We start from the raw sequence: 25,426 nt of genomic DNA, 5'->3' as shown, positions 1-25,426 counted from the left end.
TAGGAGTTGTCTGACTGCCCAGATTGGCCGCTTGCACGCATAATTCGGCCTCTTCTGCTGATGGCTTAATTATGAATGCTGCGTTAAATAAATCAATGTTGGTCTCTATTTTTGCGAGCGTGGCCTTCCCTGTTTTAGCTGCAACAACGACAGTCAGTTCAAGCGTTACTTGGAAGGCTGAGGCAATTAAAAAGACGGATGTCGAATTAAATGTATTTGCCAGTAATGATAGTTTGCAATTTAAGTGGGATCCAACAAATAAGCGGTTTTCAACTGCCTCCAGTTCGCTAACCGTTCAAGCCGCGGGCAAGGTAGGCACGACTTCCTACCAGATAACTTCCCAGCTTACGCGTAACAAACTCACGCATGTATCCGGTGCTGCAATCGGTACGGTAAGCATTTCTAGTGCTGTCGGTGGGATTGCTATGGACGTAGCTCCTGTCAGCATTCTTGAAGGGGATCGTACTAAAGGCGTAACGCTGGCAGCAAGCGGCATGAATGGGATGAATCTGGAGTTTGAGGGGCCAAATGCGGCGACGAATGGGACATACCATGAAGCTGAGCGCGTTAAGGTGGATTTTAATATTTTAAGTGGTACCGATTCAAAAAATTCTCCCTTGTCACGAGGTAGTGCCGAAGCGGGTCTGGATAAGCTTGCTGACGGCACGTATGAAGGTGTTGTTGAAATGAATTTTGTCGCTTCTTGGACAAAATCTTAAGTGCTGTTCTGGTGCTCAAGTGAAGTGTGTTGTTAGTGTTTTTATTAATTAATGGTGGAAATAATGAAAAATTTAGTGAAATTATCGGTATTGGGCGTGCTTGTTGCGGCTTCATTTTCTGCTTCGGCTTCTGGTGAAGTTACGACGGCAAATACCAGTGTGAAGTGGAATGCTGAAGCGGTTAAAAAATCAGATGTAGAGCTGAATGTATTTGCAAGTAATGATGCATTGCAATTTAAGTGGGACGTGACAAATAAGCGTTTTTCTAATGCCTCTAGCAGTTTGACGATTCAAGCGGCTGGTAAGCCAAATTCAACTGCTTATAGCATTACTTCGCAGCTGTTGCGCAAGAAATTAACCCATCTTTCTGGTGCTGGCACGGGCACATTAAGTTTGGGTGCCACATTGGGCGGGTTAGCAATGACGGATAAGCCTGTTTCTATTTTGGCAGGTAATGATTTTGACATGACTGCATCTGCAGCAGGTATGCAGGCAATGAATTTAAGCAAGGCCGGCCCTAATACAACTCCTAAGGGAAGTTATCACGAAGCCAATAACGTAATGGTGGATTTCAGGATTGAGGAAGGGACTGATTCTGCCGGTAAGGAGTTGACATTGGGTAGTGATGATAAGGGTTTGGATATGCTTGCCGATGGTGTCTACGAGGGGCAAGTTGAGTTGGCTTTTGTTGCATCATGGACCGCTGGTTATAGTAGTAAGCCATCTGAGCCGGATGAGTTGTAAGCATAGAAATAATATGTGATTAATAAAAGAGGAGGAAGCTCCTCTTTTATTGTTGAGGGAGTTGTCAATGAGTAAAAAACCATTTCTTGTAAGCGTATTGCTTTGGGTGTGCGCTAGTGGAGCCTACGCGATTAATGTTGGTGTATTAACGACTGAAATCCAAGATACCGAATTTTTTGTTGTTAAGGAAATAAAAAATCAAGAATCGGTTGCCAAGTTTGTCACTACGAAAGTGATTGAGGTCGATAACCCCAAGTCCTTGGCTCCTGTATTGGGTGGCGCGCCTGATGTGCTGGTTTCACCGGCAACGTTATTGGTGGGCCCTAAAAAATCTGCTTCGGTAAAAATTTACTATAACGGCGCAAAGGATGATCGGGAGCGTTATTACCAATTGATTTTTGTTGAGCAGAGTATGAGCAAGGCAACGGATTTGACTGCAAAAGCATCTATTGAAGCCAAGCAAAAAATCAGTATTGCCACCATTTTGGTTGCTCGCCCGAGAGTGCTTGATTTTAAGTACGAAGTGGATGGTAAGGGTGCCATTAAAAATGTGGGAAATAGCTTTATGCAGACGGTTGCTATTGGGCAGTGTGCGGGAGATACGGCGGATGGGTTGACTCCATGCGCTTCTGAGGAGTTTATTTTGCCGGGTGAGCGCGTTGATTTCTCAAAAAAATTCAAGGTCTTTGACGGTTATGGTATTTGGCACGGACTCAAATATGAGTTTATTGCTGGAGGCGAATAGTTAAAAAGAGCGGTTTGTTTCATAGTTTAAGTTGGTATGGAGGAACATGTTATTAATGTGTTCTCTGTGGGAGAAGGTTTTGAATGCATTAAGTTTGTCTTGTTTTGAAAAGAAAAAATTGTTGGTGGCGCCATTTTCGGAGCAGTTTGGACGGCATTTTTGTTTGCTCAGTACCTTCTTGTTTGTACAGGCATTTCCTGTTTTTGCAGCAGAGCTGGATGAGAATTCCACATCGGCAAGTGAGGTAACTCCGACTAATTCGCCTGCTGTGCTTGCAAACTTCACCGACAAAGCCTTGGGTAAGGACGCTTTCCCGCCAGAATTTTTTGCGTTATTGCAAGCAGGCGTCGAGGTGCCATTTCTTTTGAAAACACCACAAGGTGCCGAGGAGGTTGGTAAAGCTACACTACGCCATACAGGGGACTTTTTAACGATCGATCATCTGTCTGTTGGTAACTCAAAAGTTACTGCCGAATATCAAGCTTTAATCGAGCAGCAATACGGCAAGCCCATTCATTACCAGCAATGCTCTCGCACTGCATTGGACGGAGCGGCAACTGACAAGCAAAATAAAAATCATCTTCATTCTGATACGAGCGACAAGAATGCAGGTTCAGATCCTGCCGCTGCAATAGGTCTGTGTTTTGACGTAATGACGTTTGAGCTAATCGGTGATCTGCCTCAAGAAGCTTATTCTCAAGAAGCACGTTTAAGGATTACCGCGTTGCCGGATAGTACCGAAAAAAATCTTAGCGGCATTTTAAATTACAACGGATCGATGGTTCGCTTGAGCGGCCAAAATCCAGACGGCTACTTTCGCGCTAAATCGGTTACATCGTATGGCGTGAACAACTTCACGCTCGATGGTGATGTGCGAGCCAATCAGCCAGGTGATTTGTATGAGGCGCGTTTTAGCCATGATTACCAGGGGGTAAATGTTTCTGCCGGTTATTTGAGCTTATGGGCGATGAGTGATTTAGGTCGAATTTCCTACGCCAACAGCGGGAAATTTATTGGTGTTATTGCCGGTAATAAAGGTCGATCCGAAAAAACGGACACCAGTCTTTCTAAAAACCCTATTTACGTATTCATGCCTGCAAGTGGGCAGGTATCCATTTATCGCGATGGCAAACTCCTTAATGTGCAGCAAGTCGCATTGGGAAACCAGGAGGTGGATACCAGCGCTTTGCCCGGGGGGAATTATCTGGCGCGGGTTGATGTGATCGTGAATGGACAGGTGGTTTCGAGTAAAGAAGAGATGGTCTACAAAATGTCGTCTTCAATCGGGGCAGGGAACCAATATCAGTTTTTTGCGGGTAATTATCAAAACACCTATGACGGAACATCGACGCATTTAGTTGGAGCAAGCGGCCAATACAACCTACCTTGGGTGGATTTAAGTGCCTCCGTTTACTCTTATGGTTCCTTGATGGTGATTGAGCCAGGCTTTCAGAAAAATTTTAGCCACGGTTCCATCAGCGGCCAGTTTGGAGTAACTTCTGACGGTAGCCATAATGGCACCTTGTCCAGCAGTCTGAGTCTCGGTTCGGGCAGTGTTTGGGGAATGCTGGATTATGCGAGAAAGGGGAAACCGGAAAGTGCAATGACAGACCGTAATTTTGCCAGTTTGGGCGGTACGTTTGATCTGCAAAACACCTTTAACTTATCCAAGTCGTCACAGATTACCGGCAGTGTTTCGTTAGACCGGCAGAATAATAATAGAATATCCCGGCTGGATTTTTCACAAAGTATCTATCGTAATCATTGGGTAGAAGCGCGTTTGAACGCTGGAAAGTATTGGCAAACCCATCAGCAGGACTTTGATAATAACTATACCGAGATCGGTCTGGGTAACAGCATGCCCAGTAGTGCAGGTAATTTACAGCAGTCGTATTACGTGGGAGTTAATTTCACCTTTAGCTTCGGCACAGGCGGTATTGATTATTCACGTAGTCTGAACAGTGAAATGATTGGGGTTAATGCCGCATGGACGCCAAAAAATATCGATGGCCTCGATCACCTGGGAACCAATGTATCCAGAACTCGTTCTTTGGACGATCCAAATGCAGACATATCAAGCAATATTAATGTACGTGCCAATGGCCGTAATAGTATCTTTGCCTGGGATGCCGTTGTGGGTAGCAATAGCTTGAACAAAGGGGTTGATGTCACGGGTGGTATGAGTGGCAGCGCTGGCTGGAATAAAGGTGGTTTCGGCATGACCAATAGTCAGGCTGATGCCGGGATCTTAGTCAAGGTGGACGATGAGGCACGCGGACAACTGGATTTAATGGTCAACGGTGGATCCAATCTGCTGGAAAACAGCACCTCATTTGTACCGGCTCCGGCTTTTTCGACAGCGTCTATGGCCGTACGCAGTAGCGCAAAATCGCCGGAAAATTATGATATCCAAAATAGCGAACAAGATTTCGTACTCTATCCGGGGAATGTGGGTTTGTTAAGCCCAAAACTGAAACGATTGGTGACTGTTTTTGGCGTGTTGACAGAAAATGGGCAGCCGAAACCCGGCGTGGTATTAAGTAATCATATCGGCACAGCTACTACGGATGAAGATGGCGGATTTTCGGTCGACGTAGATTCGGTAAACCCCAGTGTAAGTTATGAAGTGGCAAAAAATCAGTCATGTCAGATCGATTTTGATCTGAGCGCAGCCAAAGGCGCAATGTGGGTGAATGAAGTATTTTGCCCATCCATGAAGCCTAATGGCAAGCAACTTTATGAGGCGGCAAAGCCGGATATGCAAACAGCAATACCAGCAGCGGAGTCTGTAGTAGGTAGTGTTTTCAGTGATTGATGGTTTTAGTAAATCTAAGCAATTTTGTTGTAATTATTCTTGCTTGTCTATGACGGGTGTAGTGCGTTTGGGGTGTTATTTATGTTAAGTAAGTTAATTAAGTCTAGTGCAGTCGTGTTATTTTTTGTCGGAATGAATGTTTGGTCAGCACCAGATCCTGGTTTGCCTGGAGAACCAATAGGCGTTAAGTACCATGGAAATATAGTGACGTCGATTCAGCCGGTCCTTATTAAATTTGGATCTAATTATTTGATTCAAACAAACTCACCAATTGCCGAAGGCGGCATATTTGGAATTTATAATAAAAATGCTCCAAACATGACAACGATGGCAATATCTTTTCCATTTAAAGGAGCCAGTGACTGGAATTACTTTCTGGGTGTGGGGATGTATTTTATTCAGGGTGGAATTTACAATATATTGTCTGATCGCTTTCCTTTTGTTGTAAATGAAAATTACCCATTTTCTTGGCAACCGGATGCGCCTGGTAAACCGGGCGGCTATATGTTGTCGTATAACGGTGTAACGTATGAGTCTAGTTACACTCCAAATTTACTGGGTGATAAATCAAATAGCAATAATCCACGCGGAGCTCAAGTTCAAGGGAAATCGAGAAATGTTTTAGCTGCCGCAATTATTGCAAAAAAATCATTGACCGCAGTTTCTTTGGATGTCTACTATCCTAACTACTTAGAGAATAGTCAAATTTTTGAACGTATGACCACCAAGGCGGAAGGAGCCGTTGGTGCAGAGGGAACCTTTGGTTTAAATAAATCTACTCTGAATATACTGCCAGCGATTGAGAATGGCAGCATTGATCCGCTTTCAGCTGGGGTGATAGGCATAAGTTCACAGAAAGTATTGACGACGGTACCTGCTGGATGCGAGATTGTGGCATCGCCGAGTGGTGTGGCATGTCCTATTAGTACCTCTGGATCATTAGAGATGTATTCATTGAAGTCTACGGTAGCCGGAGTTTCTTTTTTAGTTGATGGAGCTTTAGTACCCGTCACAGATACCGTTATTACTCCTCAGGTAAAACTATTTATGAGCGCTGACTGGATTGATAGTCAGTTGGGAAGTAATGAGCAGGTTGTGTTGGTTGATAGCCCATTAGTTTCGCTATACCCGAACCAAACGCCACAATTTATTGCACCATTTCCCATTTTTACTAAATTAACCATTAATCGCATCAATTATCAGATTTCCATTACCGAGCGCAATCCTGGCTTAGCGGTTGATGGGTATTATCAGGGAACTATCGGCAGCAACTCGGCCATTAGCATTCCGTATACAGTCAAACAGTCCGGGCCATCCAAGGCAACCAACGTAACCATGAGTGTGACAGGTGACACCGCAACTCAGGATAGCGATGGTCGCGCCTACTGCAAATTTACTACCGACAGCAAACCGGCTCAGTTTATTGCGGTGCCGCTGGCATTGGCGTTCTCTGGCAAGGACGGCGTTTCCCGGCAGCAGGTGGATTCGGATTGTTCCGGAACGGAGTCCGATATTACCGGCATGCCCTGGACGGAAACCTTGGGTACTCCTTATATGGGGGAATTATGGGTGGATTTACTGTTTAATCTGTCTTCCCGACGCATATTGACGGATATAAATGATAATTATTGGGCCGGTTCAGCAAAAGCCACGGGTAATATCAAAGTAACGGCGACCTGGAATGATTGAACTATTTTTAAAGCAGCTTGCAAGTTTCTTTATAAAAGATAGGCCAGGTGCTGTTTTGAGCCGGAGAGAAGTAATGTATAAAAAAGTGATTGCATTACTGTTGCTCAGTTCCAGTGCTTCTGCGTGGTCGATTACGGTGGGTGAAATGACCTATTTTATGGGCAGTAACCAGACGTATTTATCAAAGGCGGTACTCAATGATTCGACTCAGGCGCGTTATTACCAGGTAACGGTAGAAGAAACCGACCCACCTTACAAGGGAGCAAAGCTGCATAAAGTAGTAAAGGGGGCGTTGCTGTATGCGCCCAAGCAGTTGTTGTTGCGCCCTAATGAAACCAAGTTTTTAAAGTTGTATTACCAAGGCCCTTCGGACGATCAGCCGCGTTATTACCGAGTGACCTTTCATGAGCGCCCCGGTTTTTCAATGCATTCTGTTTCGGAAGCGTATTTTAGCGGTACGGCCAGTTTAAGTACTATCTTAGTGGTACAACCGCGTCAACCCAAACAGTCCTACCAGTTAAGTAATGGCGTGCTACGTAATAACGGCAATACGGTGTATTTGGCCTATGCTCAGGCACCGTGTAGCGACGAAGCAGAAAAATGCGTTAAAGAAAAATATTTGATCCCCGGCGGAGAATTAGTTTTAGATACGCTGTCAGCCCAGAGCGGCACTTTGTTTTTATCCAACGAAACTATGCAAGAGATTCCAATGACAGGTACGCCATAAAGTGTAACGGACGTGTGTGCCGAAGCCGAACTAATGAATATCCTTATGCTATTAAACGTTAATAGTGGTGTTTTAATTCCTCCTGGTTTCTATGGCGTTAATTGCGGAGTGTCTACAGTTCATAGCGTTTGAATCAGAAATTTCTATTTATCATCGCTGGTATCAAAGAGCATCCGTGTCACAGCTTCAACAAGCTTCCCTTCAATATAGCCTCCCTCAATATTAGACTGTGATGACAGCGGTAACGACAATGATATTGGCCGCGCTTACAATTATTTTCCATAGAGAAATAATTGCTCCCGCATTAAATAAAAAACAAGATCAAAAAGAGCTCAATGTAATGACGACGACTATATATCCGTTATTATTGCGGGCTTTGTGCATATCGCTGGCCGTTTATTCATGACGAATTAATCTAGGGTAACTATTTAGACCTGGATCTGGACGTCATTGAAGGGGGGGCGTAAGCTTAGCTTGAGAGCATTTTATAGTGATGCATCAAGTCTGAAAAACAGTCGGTTTTGTTAATTAAATGTGCTGTGAATAATAAGAAAGTGTTGCATGACTAAAATAATGATCGTTGATGATCATCCTGTGATTCGTTTGGCTGTACGTGTTTTGCTGGAGCGTGGCGGGTATGATGTCGTGGCCGAAACGGATAACGGTATTGATGCCGTGTCGTTAGCGCAAAAAAACGAACCCGATATTCTTATTCTGGATATCGGCATTCCGAAATTGGACGGTTTTCAGGTGATTCACCGGATCAGACAAGCGGCCTTGGCTACCAGTGTATTGGTGCTGTCTGCCCAATCATCGCAGCATATGATTACGCGCTGCATGCAAGCCGGCGCATCCGGTTATGTGAGTAAGGAAAAAGATCTTACGGAATTGATTGACGCGATTAAAGCCATTTTAATTAATAATTATTATTTCCCTCGGCAATCGTTGGGTGCGGCGCCGTCTTTGGATACGACGAAAAGCGAAATGGTTAATTTAAATTCGCTTTCTAACCGTGAAATGATGGTGTTGCAGCAGCTTGTTATTGGTAACAGTAATAATGATATCGCTGAGAATATGTTACTCAGTCCGAAAACAATCAGTACCTATAAGGTGCGACTGTTACAAAAGCTGAATGCCAATTCGTTGACTGATTTAATTGAAATAGCCAAGCGAAATTCGTTGGTATGAATAGGATTGCTAGCAATTTGAAGTTTTTTTTATTTCTGTTGGTGTTAGCAAGTCACTTTTCAATAGCTGATACGCTTGCCGTTGACCGCTTGACCTTGCCGGAACGAACCGTCATTACCCGTAGCGATGTTCCGTTAAGTGCTGATGATTGGCATTGGTTAAGAACTAAAAAAGTGTTAAAGCTGGGGGTGGCCAGTCCTGATACGCCGCCGTTTGATTTTTCCATTTATAACCGGGAATATGCGGGGGCCACTGCCGACTATAGTGATGTGGTATCCCAGTTATTGGGAACTAAATTTGATGTGCTTCGTTATGCAAATCGGGAGTTGGCTTTGAAGGCCTTGGCCGATGGGCAAATTGATTTACTGGGAACCTCCAATCAGTTCGACGTGTTTGAGCGGCCATTTGTGTTAAGTACACCGTATATTAATGGTCAATCTGTACTAGTTTCCCGTATTGGCGACAAACGGCGTTTTTCGCTGGATTTAGAAGGTCTCAGCATTGCTGTTGCTTCTGACTATGTCACAACTTCGGAGTTGTCCCGAAGATACCCTAAGGCGATTATTAAAATTTACCCGTCCATCAATTGTGCGATGGGAGCGGCAGCTTTTGCTCAGACCGATTTACTGATCGCGGATTTAACGACGGCACATTACTTACTTAATCGCAATTACTCACGCTATCTGAAGCTATATAAGGTTAGCGATGTTAAATCGGACGGCTATAGTTTTGCGTTTAAAAAAAGCGATGTCAGGTTAAAAAATATCGTTAACAAGGCATTGAGCGTCATCAAGTTAGAGCAAAAAATTAATATTATGAAACGCTGGGGCGGAACGAACAGTATTCTGATCGATACCGACAGGTGGATAATGACCCGCGCAGAACAGCGCTGGTTGACTGAGCATCCGGTGGTGAGTATTGAGGTTCCCGACTATCAGGCACCGATTTCTTATTTTGATGAAAAAGGTAAATTCAGGGGCTTGGTTGCGGATATATTGAGCAATATTGAATTGCAAACAGGGATTGTGTTCGATGTTAAGCGTAATCCTGACTTTAGTTCGATGGAACCACAATTGCATGATGGGAACATCGATGTTCTTGGACAGCTTTCTTATACGGATGAACGCGCCAAATCGTTCTTATTTACCCGGCCATTTTTTAAAGATCAGCATGTTTTTGTTGTAAGAAAAAATGGACTTCCCATCACATCGTTCAGGCAACTTGATAATAAAAAAATTGCATTGACTGCCAACACCATACTGATCAAATATCTGCATGAAAAATTTCCGACGATCACCATTATTGAAACAAAAAATCACATTGATGCCTTAGGTTTCGTTGAGTCGGGAAAGGCCGATGCCACCGTGGATCTTCTGGCTGTGGCTGAGTATTATTTACCCAATCTGTTTCATGACCGGCTCATCATCTCTTCCACTATTGACCTCGATTCCGAAGGCATTATTTCCCAACCTGCATTTGCCGTCAAACGAAGTGATGTTGAATTACATTCGATCCTGGACAAAGCGCTGCAAGCTATTCCTCCTGATGAACTTGAATTGTTGGTGAGCCGCTGGCAGCCGAATGCGCCGGCTGCACCGCAGCAATGGTCTGACTATCAGCGCCTTATTTACCAAGTATTAGGCGGCGCTGCTCTTTGTTTAATTATTGCACTTCTATGGAATTTAAGATTAAAACGGCATACCCGAGAGCTTCACTCTGCTCAGTTAGCCTTGGCAGATCAATTGAAATTCATGGAAAACCTGACAAACGGCGCACCATTTCCGATTTATGTCAGAGATAGAAACGGCACACTACTTTTGTGCAATGACTATATGTTGAATGATTTGGGGTTAAAAAAAGAAGATGTCATTGGTAAGGTATCTGCAGTCGGCCTGACAGATACGCAGGAGATTGAGGGACTCGAGGCAGATGTTGATCGGGTTCTTGAGCAGGGAGTCACTATTCAGGGAATACGTAAGTTGTATAAGGGCGATAACGTATTTTGGGTTTATCTTTGGCTACTTGCTTACCATGATTTAACAGGTGAAATAAAAGGTGTGATATGTAGTTATATCGATGTCACGGAGCGGCAACAACTACTGGAAAATCTGGAAAAAGCAAAAGAAATTGCCGACAGTGCGAGCAAAGCTAAAACCACATTTTTAGCTACCATGAGTCATGAAATCCGCACCCCGATCAATGCTGTTGTCGGAATGCTTGAGCTGGTATTGAAAAAAGCGGACGACGATGTATTCGATCGCGCCGCCGTTGAAGTGGCTTATAGCTCGGCTCAACATTTGCTGGAATTGATCGGCGATATTCTGGATGTGGTCAAAATTGAGGCCAATAACCTGCGCCTGGCTCCCGAAAGGTGTAATTTACGTGAACAGGTCGAGTCTGTTGTGCGCGTTTTTGACGGGCTGGCAAGGCAAAAGGGCTTGCGTTTGGTGCTTGATCTGGATACCAGCGTTAATCGGGATGTGTTGATGGACCCGATGCGCTTTAAGCAGATTTTGTCGAACATTGTCAGTAACGCGATCAAATTCACCCAATCCGGTCAGGTGACTATTCGCCTTGCTGGCACACAGCCGGACTCGGAACATTTGCAGGTGCAGTTGCTGATCAAGGACAGCGGCATCGGCATTTCCGACGAAGACCAGTTACGTCTGTTCCAGCCGTTTTCACAGGCTGAAAACAATACTCTGCATGGCCGTGTCGGTACCGGTCTGGGTCTGGTCATTAGCCGTACTCTTTGTGAGTTAATGGGCGGCAGTTTGCGGTTGAATAGCATGGCGGGCGAGGGTACCGAAGTCCACATCACGTTTACTGTCAGCACGCTGGAACCGGTTCTGACGCTTGCTGCTGAGCCGTTGAAGGAGCCTTCGCCCAATGGAAAGCTTACTATTTTGGTGGTTGATGATTATTTGCCGAATCGATTGCTACTGTCTGAGCAGCTTAATTACTTGGGGCACAAGGTAAGTTCAGCAGAAGATGGCGCAATTGGACTGAAGCTGTGGCAGAAGGAGTTTTTCGACGTAGTCATTACCGACTGCAATATGCCGGTGATGAGCGGTTATGACTTGGTTAGAACCATACGCGCGGAAGAGTTGGAGACGCAAAGAGCTGCGTGCGTGGTGTTCGGTTTTACCGCTAATGCGCAGGAAGAAGAACGCGAGCGCTGTATTGCCGCCGGAATGAATGACTGCTTTTTTAAGCCAATCAGTCTTGAAGCGCTGGCAAAAAAATTACAGATTACGCCCCATAATCCTATATTGCGTGCATCAACAAGGCCTGAAAACCTTGCCCGTTATGATCTTGGTGGCATGGAAAAATTAGTAGGAAGTCAGCCCCAGTTGATACAGAAATTGATAATAGAATTAATTAATAGTAATCGTAAAGACCTGAATTTATTACGGGTTTATTCTGATAATGCCGATGTGGCGAACTTGAGCGAGCTGGCTCATAAAATCAAAGGCGGAGCGAATATGATTCGGGCAAACGATGTGATATTCCGTTGTGAGGAACTTGAGCTGGCGTGCAAGGATCCGGTTGCAATGGACAGGGTATCGACTGCCGTTATCGCAATGGAGGCATCTATCCTCGCTTTGGAAAAGGAATTATTGCCGTTGACGGTGAATTCCGAAAATCAGGATGGGAGCGGCTCCATTCACTGAGTACCTGCGCATAATTACTTTATACGTGAGCATACTCCTCATGGTAGTAAGTCTCGTTGGCGGTAATTTGGTGTCTATAATTGGATTTGTGTGCAGGCACACCCAGGCACTTACTGGCGCGCATCAATATGGCGCTCGCGGCAAAACCTTGGTAGCAGACAGTAATTGGCATAAAAATTGGAAAAAGCGAGTGTTCTTTTTTTAACGGTAAAAAAAGCCATCTGCATAGCAAATGGCTTTGATACTCGCTCCTAAATCATATCCTCTAAAACATTTGAGTTGCAATACGGCACAATTTCAGATTCTACCCTTAGGGGGCATTTTTGATATTACTCTATGCACGTAAAATAACATCCTCTTCCGGTTTCAAATAATACAGAGCCGCATCTTTGTCATCGGTACTTTCAACAGCACGAATAAGTTTATTTAGATCAGTTTTAATATAAATATCCCGTAGGTACACATGATCAAGTGAAGCATGCGGATGGCTAGCAAGTCCCATCCCAGTTATTGGCGATAAAAACATATCACTTAATACACCATCAGTCTGCCTAAAAGTCCATGGTTTATCATCGGTAAGCGTCATTACTCCATCATCATTTGTTTCTTTAAAATCAACTTTTTCAATTTCGTTTGATAACTCTCCCGTAGCAAAATCATATGATTTAAATTCAAGGTACCCCTTCCCAGTACTATCCACATGAATCCCTGTAAGATAACAATTCTCTCTTGGTGCCATGGCTGCAGTAATACCATCGCGCCCCGCAAACGCAATATAAGTCGCAGCGCCCTTAGTTGGTATCACCACTCGCTCAATACTGCCTGGCTCTATTTGATAGTTACTCGTCATTTTCCCTTGGTAAAATGCGACCAATTCTTGATTCTGTATTCCTCGCTCTATCGAAAAATCAATAGCCAGTATCACATAGGAATCGTCCGCCACTATATCAAAAGCCACAGTGGGCTGTAGATTTACAGGATCCATCGTATAGTCGACCATTGATCCGTGTACTACCTTGGTTTCAATATTATCTAAAACATTATCCAGATAAAATTTCCGTTGTTCTTGGATTCGGTCATTCAAAAACTGTTCATTCTTGCTGATATCGAATCCCATTATTTTTGCACATGCGGTAAGGGCTAAATAACCAGAAATTTGTGATGCAACTAAAGATGTCATAAAACTATAGACGACCGCTGTATAACTGCTATTTGATGAAGCACCAAGTAAATCTTTGAACGAATTTAAGACCGATCGATTCAAGAAATTGTCGGCTATTATTCCTCTATGCAAAGCATCAAGATAAAATTCAAAGTTATCAATCCGCGGTTCGGTAGTGTTTTTACAGAATGAAATAAATTCATTCATTGCATTAACGTTGTCACTTGCATTCGTATTTTTACTTGACTCTTCAAATGTACCTTGAAGTGCGTTAAATTTATCACTGGCAAAGTTGATACGTTGAATGGATGGCATGACCTCAATTAAAGACGAATTGATGACAACATTGGCATTAATTACATCAAGTCGTTGCAAAACCACTTCCATCATGGCTTTAATCTGATTTACGACATGTAAAATCTGTGTCGTTTGATGGTTGATTGTCGACAGCATGTTGACAATTTTTGGAAGGTAAATGGAAAGCATTCCCGTAATACTATCAAGCTTTGAATTGATTTCATTAAGAACCAGACCTTGTGACAATGAAATTGACTGTAGTAGTTTTAAATGTGCAGTGTTTAATTCGCCGCTTTCTATCAATTCTTTAATAGATTGTTGGACATCGCCGAGCTGGCCACTTGTTGAGCCCATCCAGTCTTTTATGCTTCCCATATCAATTGGGTCAGACGAAGTATTACCAATATCAAAAATTGACTCAAAAATTGATTGGAGATTACCGATGAAGCTCACCAACCCATTAAATTCGTCGATGACAGGAAGTCCTCTAACTGCAATATTATATTTATTTTTTTTCATGTTTTTCATTTCTAATCCTACTCATTGGTTGACAGTGTTTGTAAAATTTATAAAACAGTTATTTCCTATTTAACCTAGGGCGTGTTAATAATCGAATAATCCAAAGGTATGTAAAAACAATATCAATGAAGGAAATGAAGTTTCTATCCAACTTTTCATATCGCGTTGCAATCCTTCTGAACTGTTTAATACGATTAAAAAGCGTCTAAAGATATTTCGATCTTTGTATAAGTGGCCATCATATGCACACGGCTCATCTCTATTTTTAATAGAATGTTCCATGCCATGTATAGCAACACGTTACCTCCCAAATCGTTAACTTAAATTTTAGAAACAACATGGGAGAGTTGGCGTTTGGCTAAACAGGCTTGAACTATAGCTAGCCGCAGTAATTGCGAATAGTCAGCCAACGATGCAATTCATGTAGGAATTTTCTTAAAGAAATTCAACCGCAAGTATTTACGCTGCTATACGGAATGATCGCCACTGTTGTCGCTATAAGATCCAGATAATTCGTAAAGTTATGCAATGCCTGAAACTCAAAAGCTTGGCCGTCAAAAGAAGTTAAACGCACTTTCTTCTATTGAGCGTACCAAGCGCTATATAGATAAAAAACACGCATCTTTGCCCGTGAAAAACACTGTTAAAATAATTGATGGCTGCTCAATATCGATTTAAGTATTGCAAAATACATTTAAGAAATTTTTGTGCATTGATTAAATTTAATGTACATTTTGTTGACCACCCATCTCTCGCGATGTCGTTAAATTGACTTCAACTTGAGACAAAATAGCCGCTCATTTGGGCGGCTATTCACATCTGGATTCAAGCTGTCCGTAGGGTTCGTACGGCGGCATGGATTAGTGGTTGAGTTTTTTTAGTAGCAGCATAGGAAATTGAAAGCGGTTGATGCCGCGACTGATCAAAGGAAAATACTATGAAGCAGCGTCAATTAGGAAAAACCGGGCCTTCCTCATCGATTCTCGGCCTCGGCTGCATGGGAATGTCCGGCATGTATGGCCCCGCAGAACGCAGTGAAAGCATTGCGACGATACACGCCGCATTGGAAGCCGGTATTACCTTGTTGGATACCGGCGATTTTTATGGCAGTGGCCATAACGAAATACTGATCGGCGAAGCGTTGAGAGCGGCCCCGGCCTCGCGCCGTGATGCCGCTCAGATCAGCGTAAAATTTGGCGTGATGCGTGACCCCAAAGGCGGTCGGTTGCATTACGATGCGCGGCCAGCAGCGGTTAAGAACTTTCTCGCGTATTCGCTGCAACGGCTAGGCGTTGATTACATCGATATCTATCGCTCAGCGCGGCTTGACGCTAACGTACCGATTGAAGAAACGGTCGGGGCGATTGCCGATATGGTCAAAGCCGGTTATGTGCGGCACATCGGTCTGTCGGAAGTCGGCGTGGACACGATCAGGCGGGCTGCCAAGGTGCATCCGATCTGTGATTTGCAAATCGAATATTCGTTGATCTCACGCGGCATCGAAGAGAGTATTTTGCCGACCTGCCGCGAACTGGGCATTGGGATTACTGCATACGGCGTCCTTTCACGCGGACTGATTGGCGGCCATTGGAGCAAAGACATGGCCGGCACCGGCGATTTCCGCTCCAATAGCCCACGCTTTCAAGGTGAAAATCTGGATCACAACCTGGCATTGGTCGATGCATTGCGCAAGGTTGCGGATGAAAAACACGTATCGGTGGCACAAATAGCGATTGCCTGGGTTGCTGCTCAGGGCGAAGATATATTGCCCTTAATCGGAGCGCGCCGCCGTGATCGTTTGACCGAGGCACTAGGTGCATTGGATGTGGTGCTAAGCAAAACTGACATAGCTATGATTGAACAAGCCGTGCCAAAGGGCGCTGCCGCCGGAAGTTATTATGCTGCCGCTTAGAATTATGCAGGGAGCTGTGAACATAGTCTTACTCTCAATGATGCGCAATTAATGAGTCTGGTTGATGAGGTAGTGGGCAGATGGCTCATTCAAAGCAATCGAGAGCTCAATGTTGCACAACTTTAAATAGCGAACAAAATTAATTCGGTTTAGTTTTAGTATAGAATCCATATAGATTCTATATGAAATACGTTAGGAGAATACTATGGCAACCACATCATTTACTATTGATACCAAGCTCGATCAGACTTTAGAAGACCTCAAGAAACACTTTGGCGCGTCTTCGAAAGCCGAGGTACTTCGCAAAGCGATCGCACTATTAAACGTCGTTAGCAAGAATGAAAGCAGCGATGGCAGTGTCACTATTCGATGCAATGACCAAGATATTAAGGTGATCTTGAGATGACTGATCCTAATCAAGGAGTTACGGTTCATCTTGGTGTCGAGGAAGCTAATGTTGGACCAACACCAATTGAAGAGGCGCAAGCACGCAGTCTCACAGCAGATATGATCTTCCGTGGGATTATGGTCGTTGTTGTTTGCGTCATTTTTAGCTGGCTCAATTGGAATGTAATGTCATTCGTTCGTGAAGCGTTCGCAAGTGATAATGCCGGGTTAATTGCAAAGCCACCAATGTTGCCAGCTGATCGTTTGATTACTCCTAATGTGGTCATGGCGATGATCGGAGCGACGGTTGTTCAGACAGGTATTGGCTTCATTGCTATTATGTCTTACCTCTTTCCAAAACGTACTTCGTAGTGCTTACGATGTACGTGTTCAACTAATTACTAATTAAATTTCGAGCTGTTCCACAGGTTCGTATTCCCGTCGTTTTGGAGACATAGACGAAGGCATCCTATAGGTGTGCATGGCTTATAGCTGCAGCTTCTCAGGGCCAGCATATAGAACTACTTAAAATGAAAAAAAATACATCTATCCAAACACTAGGATTAATTTCCCTACCTTCTTTAGCTGCCGAAAAAACATGGAGAGCATAATGAAGACAGCTTTTAACTCGATCGTTTTTATTTTTATGGTGATGAGCATGACAACAGCGTCCTTTTCAGCAACAACTTCAATCTCGCCTGAAGAACTCGTTCAGCTACAGTTAGATGCCTACAATGCGCATGACATGGACGCATTTCTTGCTACCTATTCCGATACTGCTCAAATAATTGAGTTCCCATCTACTGTGCAGGCTGTTGGTAAGGAACAGATGCGACAACGCTATGCGACTCGCTTTAACGATCCTACACGTCATTGCACTATCGTTAATCGGATCGTAATGGGCAATACTATTGTTGATCACGAACGTATTCGCGCGACCTTCCCAGAAGGTGTAGGCGTTTTGGAAGCGATTGCCATTTATGAAGTCGTCGACGGAAAAATCGTGAAGGCAACTTTGAAAGTTGGTGAAAAAAAGTTGGATACTGATGTGGGCCTACCAAGACATAGCGAAAAATAATTGTGTTCGTATTAATGGGAAAAAACGCTATGCAAAGTTGATGCGGCGTTAGCACGGCAACCAAAAAAATTACCCATGTAGTTTTTTATTTGCCAGTATGCGCAAGCGCAGTCGGTCAAACGCCAGATAGACGACCGGCGTAGTATATAAAGTCAGCAATTGGCTCATCAACAATCCTCCGATGATCGTGATACCGAGCGGGCGGCGCAACTCGTAGCCCATACCGCTTCCCAGTGCCAGCGGAAGTGCTCCAAGGATCGCTGCCATGGTGGTCATCAGGATTGGGCGAAAGCGTAGCATGCAGGCTTCAAAAATCGCATCAGCCGGACTTTTTCCCTCATTGCGCTGAGCTTGTAGCGCAAAATCGATCATCATAATGGCGTTCTTTTTGACGATTCCGATCAACAGCACAATGCCGATAATTGCCGTGATGCCCAAATCTTCTTTAAACAACATCAAGGCGAGCATTGCACCGACGCTGGCGGGCGGCAAACTCAAAATAATTGTCAGTGGATGGACCATGCTTTCATACAAAATACCGAGAACGATGTACACCGCAAGTAATGCCGCAGCGATCAAAAACGGTTCAGTGCTGAGCGACTGCTGATACGCCTGCAAGGTTCCGGCAAAAAAGCCTTGAATTGACGACGGCGTACCAAGCCGCTGATGCAGTTGTTCTATGAGCCTGGTGGCATCGCTTAATGACACATTCGGTGCCAGGTTGAAGGAAACTGTTACGGATGGAAACAAGCCTGTGTGGTTAACCGCGAGCGGCGTGGTATTGGTTTGATTGGTTGCTATTGCTGCGAGTGGAATATTGCCGCCCGTGTTCGTGTTGAAGTAAATATTTTTCAATCCTTCCGGGCTTTGCGAATATTGGGGTGCCACTTCCAATACGACGTAATACTGATTCAACTGCGTATAAATGATCGATACTTCGGATTGCCCGAATGCGTTATATAAACCGGAATCCAATGCCTGGACAGTCAAACCTAGCCTGGCTGCCGCAATGCGATCGTAGTTCACCATCTGTTCCAGCCCACCATTTTGCTGATCCGAATTTACATCCAGGAATCCCGGCAGGAGCTTCATCTGTTTGAGCAGAAGCGGCCCCCATTTAAAAAGATCCTGGACATTGTCGGATTGCAGCGTGTATTGATACATCGCATTGCTGGAGCGACCTCCGATGCGTAGGTCTTGTGATGCTTGCAAAAATACGGAAGCTACCGGCAAACGGTTCAATTTCGGACGTAGACGGTTAATTATTTCAGCGGCATTGGCTTTACGATCGGCCAACGGTTTGAGTGCAATAAAGATAAAACCCGTATTGGTCGCGGAACTGCCGCCGGTGAAACCGATCACGTTTAAAACCGCACGGTCTCTCTTGATTATATCAACAACTTGCAGCACAGCACTATTCATCGCTGGGAAAGATGAATCCTGTGGTCCCTGCAAGCCACCAGCAATCGCGCCCGTGTCTTGTTGCGGAAAGAACCCTTTGGGAATCACGATAACCAGCAAGACATTCAACGCAATGGTTGACAACAGCACGATCAGTGTGGGAGTCGGGTGGTCGAGTACCCAATGCAGGCTGCGCCGGTATTTGTCCAGAATGGAATCGAAGATTTTTTCACTGGCGATATAGAAACGGCCATGTTGTTCGTTGCGCTGATTTTTGAGCAGGAAGGCACACATCATCGGTGTCGCCGTCAGCGATACGATCATCGATACTAAAATGGCGGTGGACAGCGTAATGGCAAATTCGCGAAACAAACGACCAACTATTCCGCCCATTAGCAGCAAAGGAATGAAAACCGCGATCAGCGAAATACTGATGGTGAACACGGTGAAGCCAATTTCTGCAGCACCTTTCAGGGCCGCTTCAAATGGACTCATGCCGGCTTCGAGATGGCGGGTGATATTTTCCATCACGACGATAGCGTCATCAACCACAAAGCCGGTTGAAATGGTCAAGGCCATTAACGATAGATTATCAAGGCTATAACCGCACAGATACATGACAGCGAACGTGCCAACCAGCGAAACCGGTACAGCAACCGCCGGAATCAATGTTGCACGCGAATTACGCAGAAACAGAAACACCACCATGATGACCAGAGCAATCGAAATCAGCAGCGTACGCTCGACGCCATTGACCGAAGCGCGAATGGTCGTGGTGCGATCAAGTACGACGGCCGTATTGATTCCGAATGGAATGGCTGCCTGAATCAGCGGCAATTGCGCGCGTATGCTATCGACTGTATCGATGATGTTGGCGCCGGGCTGACGAAAGATAATCAGCATGACGGCGCGTTTGCCGTTCAGATATCCGGCAGCGTGCAGGTTTTGTACGGAGTCCGTTACCTCTGCTACGTCGGAAAGACGTATCGCCGCACCATTTTTGGTGCCGACTATAAGCGGCCGGTATTGCGCTGCTTTTGAAATCTGATCATTCGCCAGAATATCTGCTGTTACTGCTCCATCGGAGATCTGCCCTTTGGCTTGGTCGGCATTTTGCAGGCTCAACATGGATTTCAAATTCGCGATAGTTAACCCGTAGCTGGCTAATTGAGTTGGATTTGCCTCGACCCGTACCGATGGCAGGGTACCTCCGCCAAGATTGACTTGGCCAACACCCTGAATCTGCGACAGTTTCTGCTGAATGACCGTGGAGGCAACGTCGTACAGTTTGTCGGGGCCGTATTTTTCCGAGGTCAATCCGAGTATCAAGATCGGCGAATCGGCCGGGTTAACTTTTCGGTAGGTTGGATTGGCTGGCAGGTTGGTGGGTAAATAACTGCGCGCGGCGTTGATCGCTCCTGCCACGTCACGCGCCGCACCATCGATATCGCGGCTCAGGTCGAACTGAATCGTTATCGACGTGTTACCAAGCGTGCTGGACGAGGTCATTTCTGTGACCCCGGCAATATGGCCTAACTGCCGTTCCAATGGGGTTGCGACAGACGACGCCATGATGTCGGCACTGGCGCCGGGCAAAGCGGCACTGATTGAAATGGTCGGGAAGTCGACTTGCGGAAGGGGAGATACCGGTAAAATATTGAATGCAATCGCGCCAGCCAATGCAATCGCCACGGTCATTAACGTGGTCGCGACCGGGCGGTGGATGAAGGGCGCGGAAAAACTCATGGATTCGATTCTGGTTCTGGTTTTGCTTCAGGTTTTTGCTCCGGTTGCGTGACCGGCTTGGTATCATCTGCTCCTTTCTCGTCTCCTTTCTTTGTGAAGCGTTTGGCGAGTTTATCGAAAAAGATATAAATAACCGGAGTCGTGTAAAGCGTAAACCCCTGACTTAACAGCAGACCGCCGACCATCGCAATACCTAATGGGCGACGCAATTCGGAACCAAAGCCGCTACCCAGTGCCAGTGGTAACCCGGCTAGCAAGGCTGCCATAGTGGTCATCATGATAGGGCGAAAGCGCAGCAGACAAGCATCGTAGATGGCATCTGTCGCATTCTTGCCTTCTTTGCGTTCTCCTTCCAGCGCAAAGTCAACCATCATGATGCCGTTCTTTTTTACGATACCAATCAACAAGACAATACCGATGATGGCGACCACGCTCAAATCCTGGTGAAACAAAATCAGCGCCAGGAAAGCACCGACACCGGCTGATGGCAACGTCGACAGAATCGTGATCGGATGGATAAAGCTTTCATACAGAATGCCAAGAACTAGATACACGGTAACCAAGGCCGCGAGAATCAACAAAGGCTCATTCGCTAGCGAATCGCGAAAGGATGCGGCCGTTCCTTGAAATCCCGCTTGCAGGCTGGACGGCATCTTCATGTCGTGCTGCACTTTATCGATCACGGTCAGGGCTTCGCCGAGTGCGGCATTCGGTGCCAGATTGAACGATACGGTAATGGATGGAAATTGTCCCTGATGGGTAATCGAGAGTGATTCGCTGGTTTTAACGAAGTGCGAAAAAGCACTAAAGGGAATTGAACTGCTCATGACGGAATTGGCTCTTCCAACTGAGCCGGTTCCGGTACTTGATTGCGAGCTAACCGGAGACAGCGCATTCGCCGGTGCTGTTAACGTATTGGCCGCCGGCGTATAAAGTGCCGTCGTGGTCAGTGCATTCGAACCGGCAGTTGCCGATGTGGTTGAAGAAAACGAACTAGATGCGCCGCTACCGCTGGTACCGCTCGAACTGTTGGCCTGAATGTACAAATGATTGAGCATGTCGGGATCGAGCTGAAACTGCGGTTGCGCTTCGAGCACCACGTGATACTGATTTATCTGTGTATACATCGTATTGATCTGGCGTTGCCCGAAAGCGTCGTACAAAGTATTGTCGATGGTTGCTGGTGCAATACCGAGTCGCGAAGCAGTGACGCGGTCAATGTCAAGGTACACTGCCAGCCCGCCCATCTGTTGATCGCTGGCGACGTCTTCCAGTTCAGGTAACTTGCTTAGCTGACCGATAAAGCGATTGGCCCACAAATTTAATTCAACCGGATCAGGATCTTCTAGCGTGAATTGGTATTGCGTGCGGCTGACTCTGTCGTCCAGCGTAATATTTTGCACCGGTTGCATATATAACTGAATGCCTGCTACTTTCTCCAGACTTTTCTTAAGTCTGCGGATCACGTCGGAAGCACTCATGCTGCGTTGATCGAGAGGCTTGAGATTTATCGACATGCGGCCGCTGTTGGTGGTGATGTTGGTGCCGTCTGCACCGATAAATGACGACAAACTGGCAACTGCCGGATCGGCGAGGATGACTTTGGCGAGTTCCTGTTGTTTGATCGCCATGCTGGCTGATCCAATTGTTGGCGAAGCCTGCGAAATACCCTGAATCACGCCGGTGTCCTGTACGGGGAAAAAACCTTTGGGAATGATTACGTAGAGGAAGCAAGTCAGCAGCAGAGTTGCCAAGGCGATCAGCAATGTGATTGTCTGGTAGCCCAATACGAATTTCAGTGTGCGTCCGTAAAATGCGATCATGCGCTCGAACACCTGTTCCGAAGCTTGATAAAAACGGCCCTGCTGTTCTTTGGGAATCCGACGCAAGATACGCGCACTCATCATCGGCGTAAGCGTCAACGATACTACGGCCGATACCACAATCGTCACCGCTAACGTCACGGCAAATTCGCGGAACAGGCGGCCAACTACATCGCCCATGAATAGTAGAGGGATCAGTACCGCGATTAGCGACACGGTCAGCGACATGATGGTGAATCCGATTTGTTCGGCACCTTTGAGTGCGGCATCCATCGGTGAATCGCCAGCTTCTATGTAGCGCGAGATATTCTCTATCATCACGATGGCATCATCCACCACAAAGCCGGTAGAAATGGTCAATGCCATCAAGGACAGATTATCCAGACTGTAACCCAGCAAATACATGGCGGCGAATGTGCCGACCAGCGACAACGGCACCGCAACGCTGGGAATGATGGTGGCATACACATTGCGCAAGAAAAGAAATATAACCAGCACCACTAGCGCGACGGTTAACATCAATTCAAATTCGACATCAGAAACCGAAGCTTCAATCGGCGTTGTGAGGTCGGTGAGCGTAGTCACTTTGATGCCGGTCGGTAGATTGTCCTGCAATTGCCCCATCAATGTCTTTATTCCCTTGATTACGTTGATCGTGTTGGCGCCCGGTTGGCGTTGCACATTGACGATTACCGCCGGTGTCAAATTCATCCATGCCGCTTGATTATTGTTTTCAATACCATCGACGATTTGCGCGACATCGGTCAGCATAACTGGTGCTCCGTTGCGATAGGCAACCACCACCTTTTTATAATCTTTGCTGGTGACTAATTGATCGTTGGCATTAATCTGGTAATCCTGACGCGGGCCGTCGAAATTCCCTTTGGCCGCATTGACACTGGCCTGCGTCAATGCCGTGCGCAGATCTTCCAGATTGATCCCGTACGAAGAAAGTGCGACTGGATTCGCCTGTATGCGGACGGCAGGTTTTTGACCGCCACTGATCGTGACCAGCCCGACGCCATTGATCTGGGATATTTTAGGAGCCAGACGCGTGTCGACCAGGTCTTCCACTTGCGACAACGGCATCGAACTGGACGTGACGGCGAAGGTCAGTACCGGCGCATCGGCTGGATTGGTCTTGCTATAGACTGGCGGCGAGGGCAGGTTAGAGGGTAAAAAGCTCTGTGCTGCGTTGATGCCAGACTGTACTTCTTCTTCAGCGACATCGATCGACAACGCAAGATTGAATTTCATCACGATGACCGAGGTACCACCCGAACTGGTGGAAGTCATCTGACTCAGGCCCTGCAACTCACCGAATTGACGCTCGAGCGGTGCTGTTACTGTGGTTGCAATCACATCTGGACTTGCACCTGGATAAAAGGTCAGAACCTGAATGGTCGGATAATCGACTTCCGGCAATGCCGAAACCGGGAGTTGTGTATAGCCAACCAGTCCAACCAGCAAAATCGCCACCATCAGCAATGCGGTTGCAACTGGCCTTAGTATGAACGGGCGTGACGGACTCACGGGGCGCTACTGCCGGGTGTTGCCGCAGCAGCCGGTTTGGGTACGACTGGGGCAGCAGCAGGTACCGGCAACGTAACCGCTATCTTATCTTGTAGCTTATCAAAGCTGCTATTGGCAACTACCTCTCCAGGATTAAGGCCTGTCACCTGTGTGCTACCTGCGTTAGTCACACCCGGCGTCACACTACGCATAAAGGCAATCTTGTTTTGAATTACATACACGAAAGAAGCTTGTCCATTCTGTTGAATTGCCGATGCCGGAATTAAGGTCGCCCCTTGTATCGTATTGACCAATAAACGGGTGTTAATAAACTGATTAGGAAACAGCGTATCGCCCTTATTGTCGAATACCGCACGCGCTTTAATCGTTCCCGTGGTCGTGTCGATCTGATTATCGAGCGTCAACAATTCACCGCTCGCGATAATCTTTTGCGCGGTCCGTTCGAATGCATCAACCTTAAGCTTGGCGTGCACACGCAGTCGCGCCTGAACTTGCGCAAGATCGTCTTCCGGTATGGTGAAGATGACCGTAATTGGATTTATTTGTGTGACGACAGCCAGCGTTAGTGTTGCAGCGGACTGCACAACGTTGCCGGGATCAACCAGCCGCAATCCGATTCGACCCTTAATTGGTGCGGTTATATGACAGAAGTCCACCTGGAGCTGGTCGTATTGCACCATTCCCTGGTCGATTTTGACGATACCTTGATCTTGTAAGACCAACTTTTCCTGATCATCTAACACTTGCTTGGAAACTGCTTCACCGATCCATGCTTTACGGTAGCGATCTAAGTCCATGCGTGCCTGAGCCAACAAGTTTTCATCTCTTTCAAGTGTGCCTTGGGCTTGCAGCAAGGTCGCCGTATAAAGGCGCGGGTCAATGTCAATTAAGGTATCGCCTTTATTAATCAGTTGTCCCTCCTTGAAGTGCACCGCAATCACCAAACCATTTACCTGACTAGTAATCGAAGCGGTATAGATCGGTGTGACGGTGCCGATTGCGGTGAGGTAAATGCCAATGTCACCTTTGGTTGCCGTGGTGGTGGTGATAGCGATTCCGGGTGGTGGCGGTTTAACTTTTTTTGCATTGTTAAAGTGACGTATGAGTAATAAAAGCACTACAGCGAGCAGGATTACTGACGCTATCCATATGATCATTTTCGTCCGTTTATGCTTTCGCGATTTGAGCGTGTTATTGGGTTGTTGCTGGTCGCTAGCGGCATGCTCATTGGTTTCCTCACTCAAAAAACTCTCCCTTTGGTGCGTTA

General features: G+C 46.0%; 17 protein-coding genes. 13 read left to right on the top strand and 4 right to left on the bottom strand.

From position 1 onward, the window contains the following. Positions 1-71 precede the first annotated feature (71 nt). From S2091_RS19330 to S2091_RS19295, 8 genes are all read left to right on the top strand, one after another. Positions 72-719 (top strand): common pilus major fimbrillin subunit EcpA, encoded by a 648-nt coding sequence (locus tag S2091_RS19330; RefSeq protein ID WP_133166942.1) that lies wholly within the window; start codon positions 72-74, stop codon positions 717-719. Between the two features lie 63 nt (positions 720-782). Further along, complete coding sequence (locus S2091_RS19325; protein WP_105533609.1) at positions 783-1,463, top strand: common pilus major fimbrillin subunit EcpA; 681 nt, start codon at positions 783-785, stop codon at positions 1,461-1,463. Positions 1,464-1,530: 67 nt separating this feature from the next. Beyond that, complete coding sequence (locus S2091_RS19320; protein ID WP_105533608.1) at positions 1,531-2,208, top strand: EcpB family pilus assembly chaperone; 678 nt, start codon at positions 1,531-1,533, stop codon at positions 2,206-2,208. Positions 2,209-2,287: 79 nt separating this feature from the next. Beyond that, positions 2,288-5,023: a TcfC E-set like domain-containing protein gene (locus S2091_RS19315; RefSeq protein WP_165795039.1), complete on the top strand. Its 2,736-nt coding sequence runs from the start codon at positions 2,288-2,290 to the stop codon at positions 5,021-5,023. Positions 5,024-5,104: 81 nt separating this feature from the next. Further along, positions 5,105-6,712, top strand: coding sequence for a hypothetical protein (locus S2091_RS19310; protein ID WP_105533606.1), 1,608 nt, complete (start codon positions 5,105-5,107; stop codon positions 6,710-6,712). Positions 6,713-6,785: 73 nt separating this feature from the next. Further along, on the top strand, positions 6,786-7,439 hold the full coding sequence (locus S2091_RS19305; protein ID WP_105533605.1) for a hypothetical protein: 654 nt from the start codon (positions 6,786-6,788) through the stop codon (positions 7,437-7,439). 561 nt (positions 7,440-8,000) lie between these two features. Next, positions 8,001-8,627 (top strand): response regulator transcription factor, encoded by a 627-nt coding sequence (locus S2091_RS19300; protein WP_105533604.1) that lies wholly within the window; start codon positions 8,001-8,003, stop codon positions 8,625-8,627. A gap of 17 nt (positions 8,628-8,644) precedes the next feature. Beyond that, complete coding sequence (locus S2091_RS19295) at positions 8,645-12,301, top strand: transporter substrate-binding domain-containing protein (protein WP_165795038.1); 3,657 nt, start codon at positions 8,645-8,647, stop codon at positions 12,299-12,301. Between the two features lie 334 nt (positions 12,302-12,635). On the opposite strand, the gene S2091_RS19290 is transcribed toward S2091_RS19295, so the two are convergent. Continuing rightward, positions 12,636-14,288 carry a vegetative insecticidal protein Vip3A family protein gene (locus S2091_RS19290; protein ID WP_105533602.1) on the bottom strand — a complete coding sequence of 551 codons (1,653 nt, stop codon included), beginning with the start codon at positions 14,286-14,288 and terminating at the stop codon, positions 12,636-12,638. 519 nt (positions 14,289-14,807) lie between these two features. Between S2091_RS19290 and S2091_RS24110 the strand changes: the two genes are divergently transcribed. The 5 genes from S2091_RS24110 to S2091_RS19265 all read left to right on the top strand — a co-directional run bounded on the left by S2091_RS24110 (position 14,808) and on the right by S2091_RS19265 (position 17,656). Then, positions 14,808-14,957, top strand: coding sequence for a hypothetical protein (locus tag S2091_RS24110; protein ID WP_165795037.1), 150 nt, complete (start codon positions 14,808-14,810; stop codon positions 14,955-14,957). A gap of 259 nt (positions 14,958-15,216) precedes the next feature. Beyond that, positions 15,217-16,191 carry an aldo/keto reductase gene (locus tag S2091_RS19280; RefSeq protein WP_105533600.1) on the top strand — a complete coding sequence of 325 codons (975 nt, stop codon included), beginning with the start codon at positions 15,217-15,219 and terminating at the stop codon, positions 16,189-16,191. 205 nt (positions 16,192-16,396) lie between these two features. Next, positions 16,397-16,597: a hypothetical protein gene (locus tag S2091_RS19275; RefSeq protein WP_105533599.1), complete on the top strand. Its 201-nt coding sequence runs from the start codon at positions 16,397-16,399 to the stop codon at positions 16,595-16,597. Then, positions 16,594-16,950: a hypothetical protein gene (locus tag S2091_RS19270; RefSeq protein WP_105533598.1), complete on the top strand. Its 357-nt coding sequence runs from the start codon at positions 16,594-16,596 to the stop codon at positions 16,948-16,950. The genes S2091_RS19275 and S2091_RS19270 overlap by 4 nt, the downstream gene beginning before the upstream one ends. A gap of 238 nt (positions 16,951-17,188) precedes the next feature. Continuing rightward, positions 17,189-17,656, top strand: a complete 468-nt coding sequence (locus S2091_RS19265; RefSeq protein ID WP_165795036.1) for a nuclear transport factor 2 family protein — start codon at positions 17,189-17,191, stop codon at positions 17,654-17,656. A 69-nt stretch (positions 17,657-17,725) separates the two neighbouring features. Here the strand turns inward: S2091_RS19265 and S2091_RS19260 are convergent, their stop codons facing one another. From S2091_RS19260 to S2091_RS19250, 3 genes are read right to left on the bottom strand one after another with little or no spacing between them, the layout of a single operon-like run. Beyond that, positions 17,726-20,803 carry a multidrug efflux RND transporter permease subunit gene (locus S2091_RS19260; RefSeq protein ID WP_105533596.1) on the bottom strand — a complete coding sequence of 1,026 codons (3,078 nt, stop codon included), beginning with the start codon at positions 20,801-20,803 and terminating at the stop codon, positions 17,726-17,728. Beyond that, positions 20,800-24,159 carry an efflux RND transporter permease subunit gene (locus tag S2091_RS19255; RefSeq protein ID WP_105533595.1) on the bottom strand — a complete coding sequence of 1,120 codons (3,360 nt, stop codon included), beginning with the start codon at positions 24,157-24,159 and terminating at the stop codon, positions 20,800-20,802. The genes S2091_RS19260 and S2091_RS19255 overlap by 4 nt, the downstream gene beginning before the upstream one ends. Next, on the bottom strand, positions 24,156-25,316 hold the full coding sequence (locus tag S2091_RS19250; RefSeq protein WP_105533627.1) for an efflux RND transporter periplasmic adaptor subunit: 1,161 nt from the start codon (positions 25,314-25,316) through the stop codon (positions 24,156-24,158). Before S2091_RS19250 ends, S2091_RS19255 begins: the two co-directional genes overlap by 4 nt. Between the last annotated feature and the right edge of the window lie 110 nt (positions 25,317-25,426).

Source organism: Solimicrobium silvestre, assembly GCF_002976435.1.
GTDB lineage: Bacteria > Pseudomonadota > Gammaproteobacteria > Burkholderiales > Burkholderiaceae_D > Solimicrobium > Solimicrobium silvestre.
The sequence above is the reverse complement of the archived record's forward strand: the minus strand, read 5'-3'. Positions and strand labels throughout refer to the sequence as shown.

Coding starts and splice junctions, on each gene's coding strand:
- S2091_RS19330 (WP_133166942.1), top strand. CDS start 72: ATGAATGCTGCGTTAAATAAATCAATGTTGGTCTCTATTTTTGCGAGC.
- S2091_RS19325 (WP_105533609.1), top strand. CDS start 783: ATGAAAAATTTAGTGAAATTATCGGTATTGGGCGTGCTTGTTGCGGCT.
- S2091_RS19320 (WP_105533608.1), top strand. CDS start 1,531: ATGAGTAAAAAACCATTTCTTGTAAGCGTATTGCTTTGGGTGTGCGCT.
- S2091_RS19310 (WP_105533606.1), top strand. CDS start 5,105: ATGTTAAGTAAGTTAATTAAGTCTAGTGCAGTCGTGTTATTTTTTGTC.
- S2091_RS19305 (WP_105533605.1), top strand. CDS start 6,786: ATGTATAAAAAAGTGATTGCATTACTGTTGCTCAGTTCCAGTGCTTCT.
- S2091_RS19300 (WP_105533604.1), top strand. CDS start 8,001: ATGACTAAAATAATGATCGTTGATGATCATCCTGTGATTCGTTTGGCT.
- S2091_RS19290 (WP_105533602.1), bottom strand. CDS start 14,288: ATGAAAAACATGAAAAAAAATAAATATAATATTGCAGTTAGAGGACTT.
- S2091_RS24110 (WP_165795037.1), top strand. CDS start 14,808: ATGCCTGAAACTCAAAAGCTTGGCCGTCAAAAGAAGTTAAACGCACTT.
- S2091_RS19280 (WP_105533600.1), top strand. CDS start 15,217: ATGAAGCAGCGTCAATTAGGAAAAACCGGGCCTTCCTCATCGATTCTC.
- S2091_RS19275 (WP_105533599.1), top strand. CDS start 16,397: ATGGCAACCACATCATTTACTATTGATACCAAGCTCGATCAGACTTTA.
- S2091_RS19270 (WP_105533598.1), top strand. CDS start 16,594: ATGACTGATCCTAATCAAGGAGTTACGGTTCATCTTGGTGTCGAGGAA.
- S2091_RS19265 (WP_165795036.1), top strand. CDS start 17,189: ATGAAGACAGCTTTTAACTCGATCGTTTTTATTTTTATGGTGATGAGC.
- S2091_RS19260 (WP_105533596.1), bottom strand. CDS start 20,803: ATGAGTTTTTCCGCGCCCTTCATCCACCGCCCGGTCGCGACCACGTTA.
- S2091_RS19250 (WP_105533627.1), bottom strand. CDS start 25,316: ATGATCATATGGATAGCGTCAGTAATCCTGCTCGCTGTAGTGCTTTTA.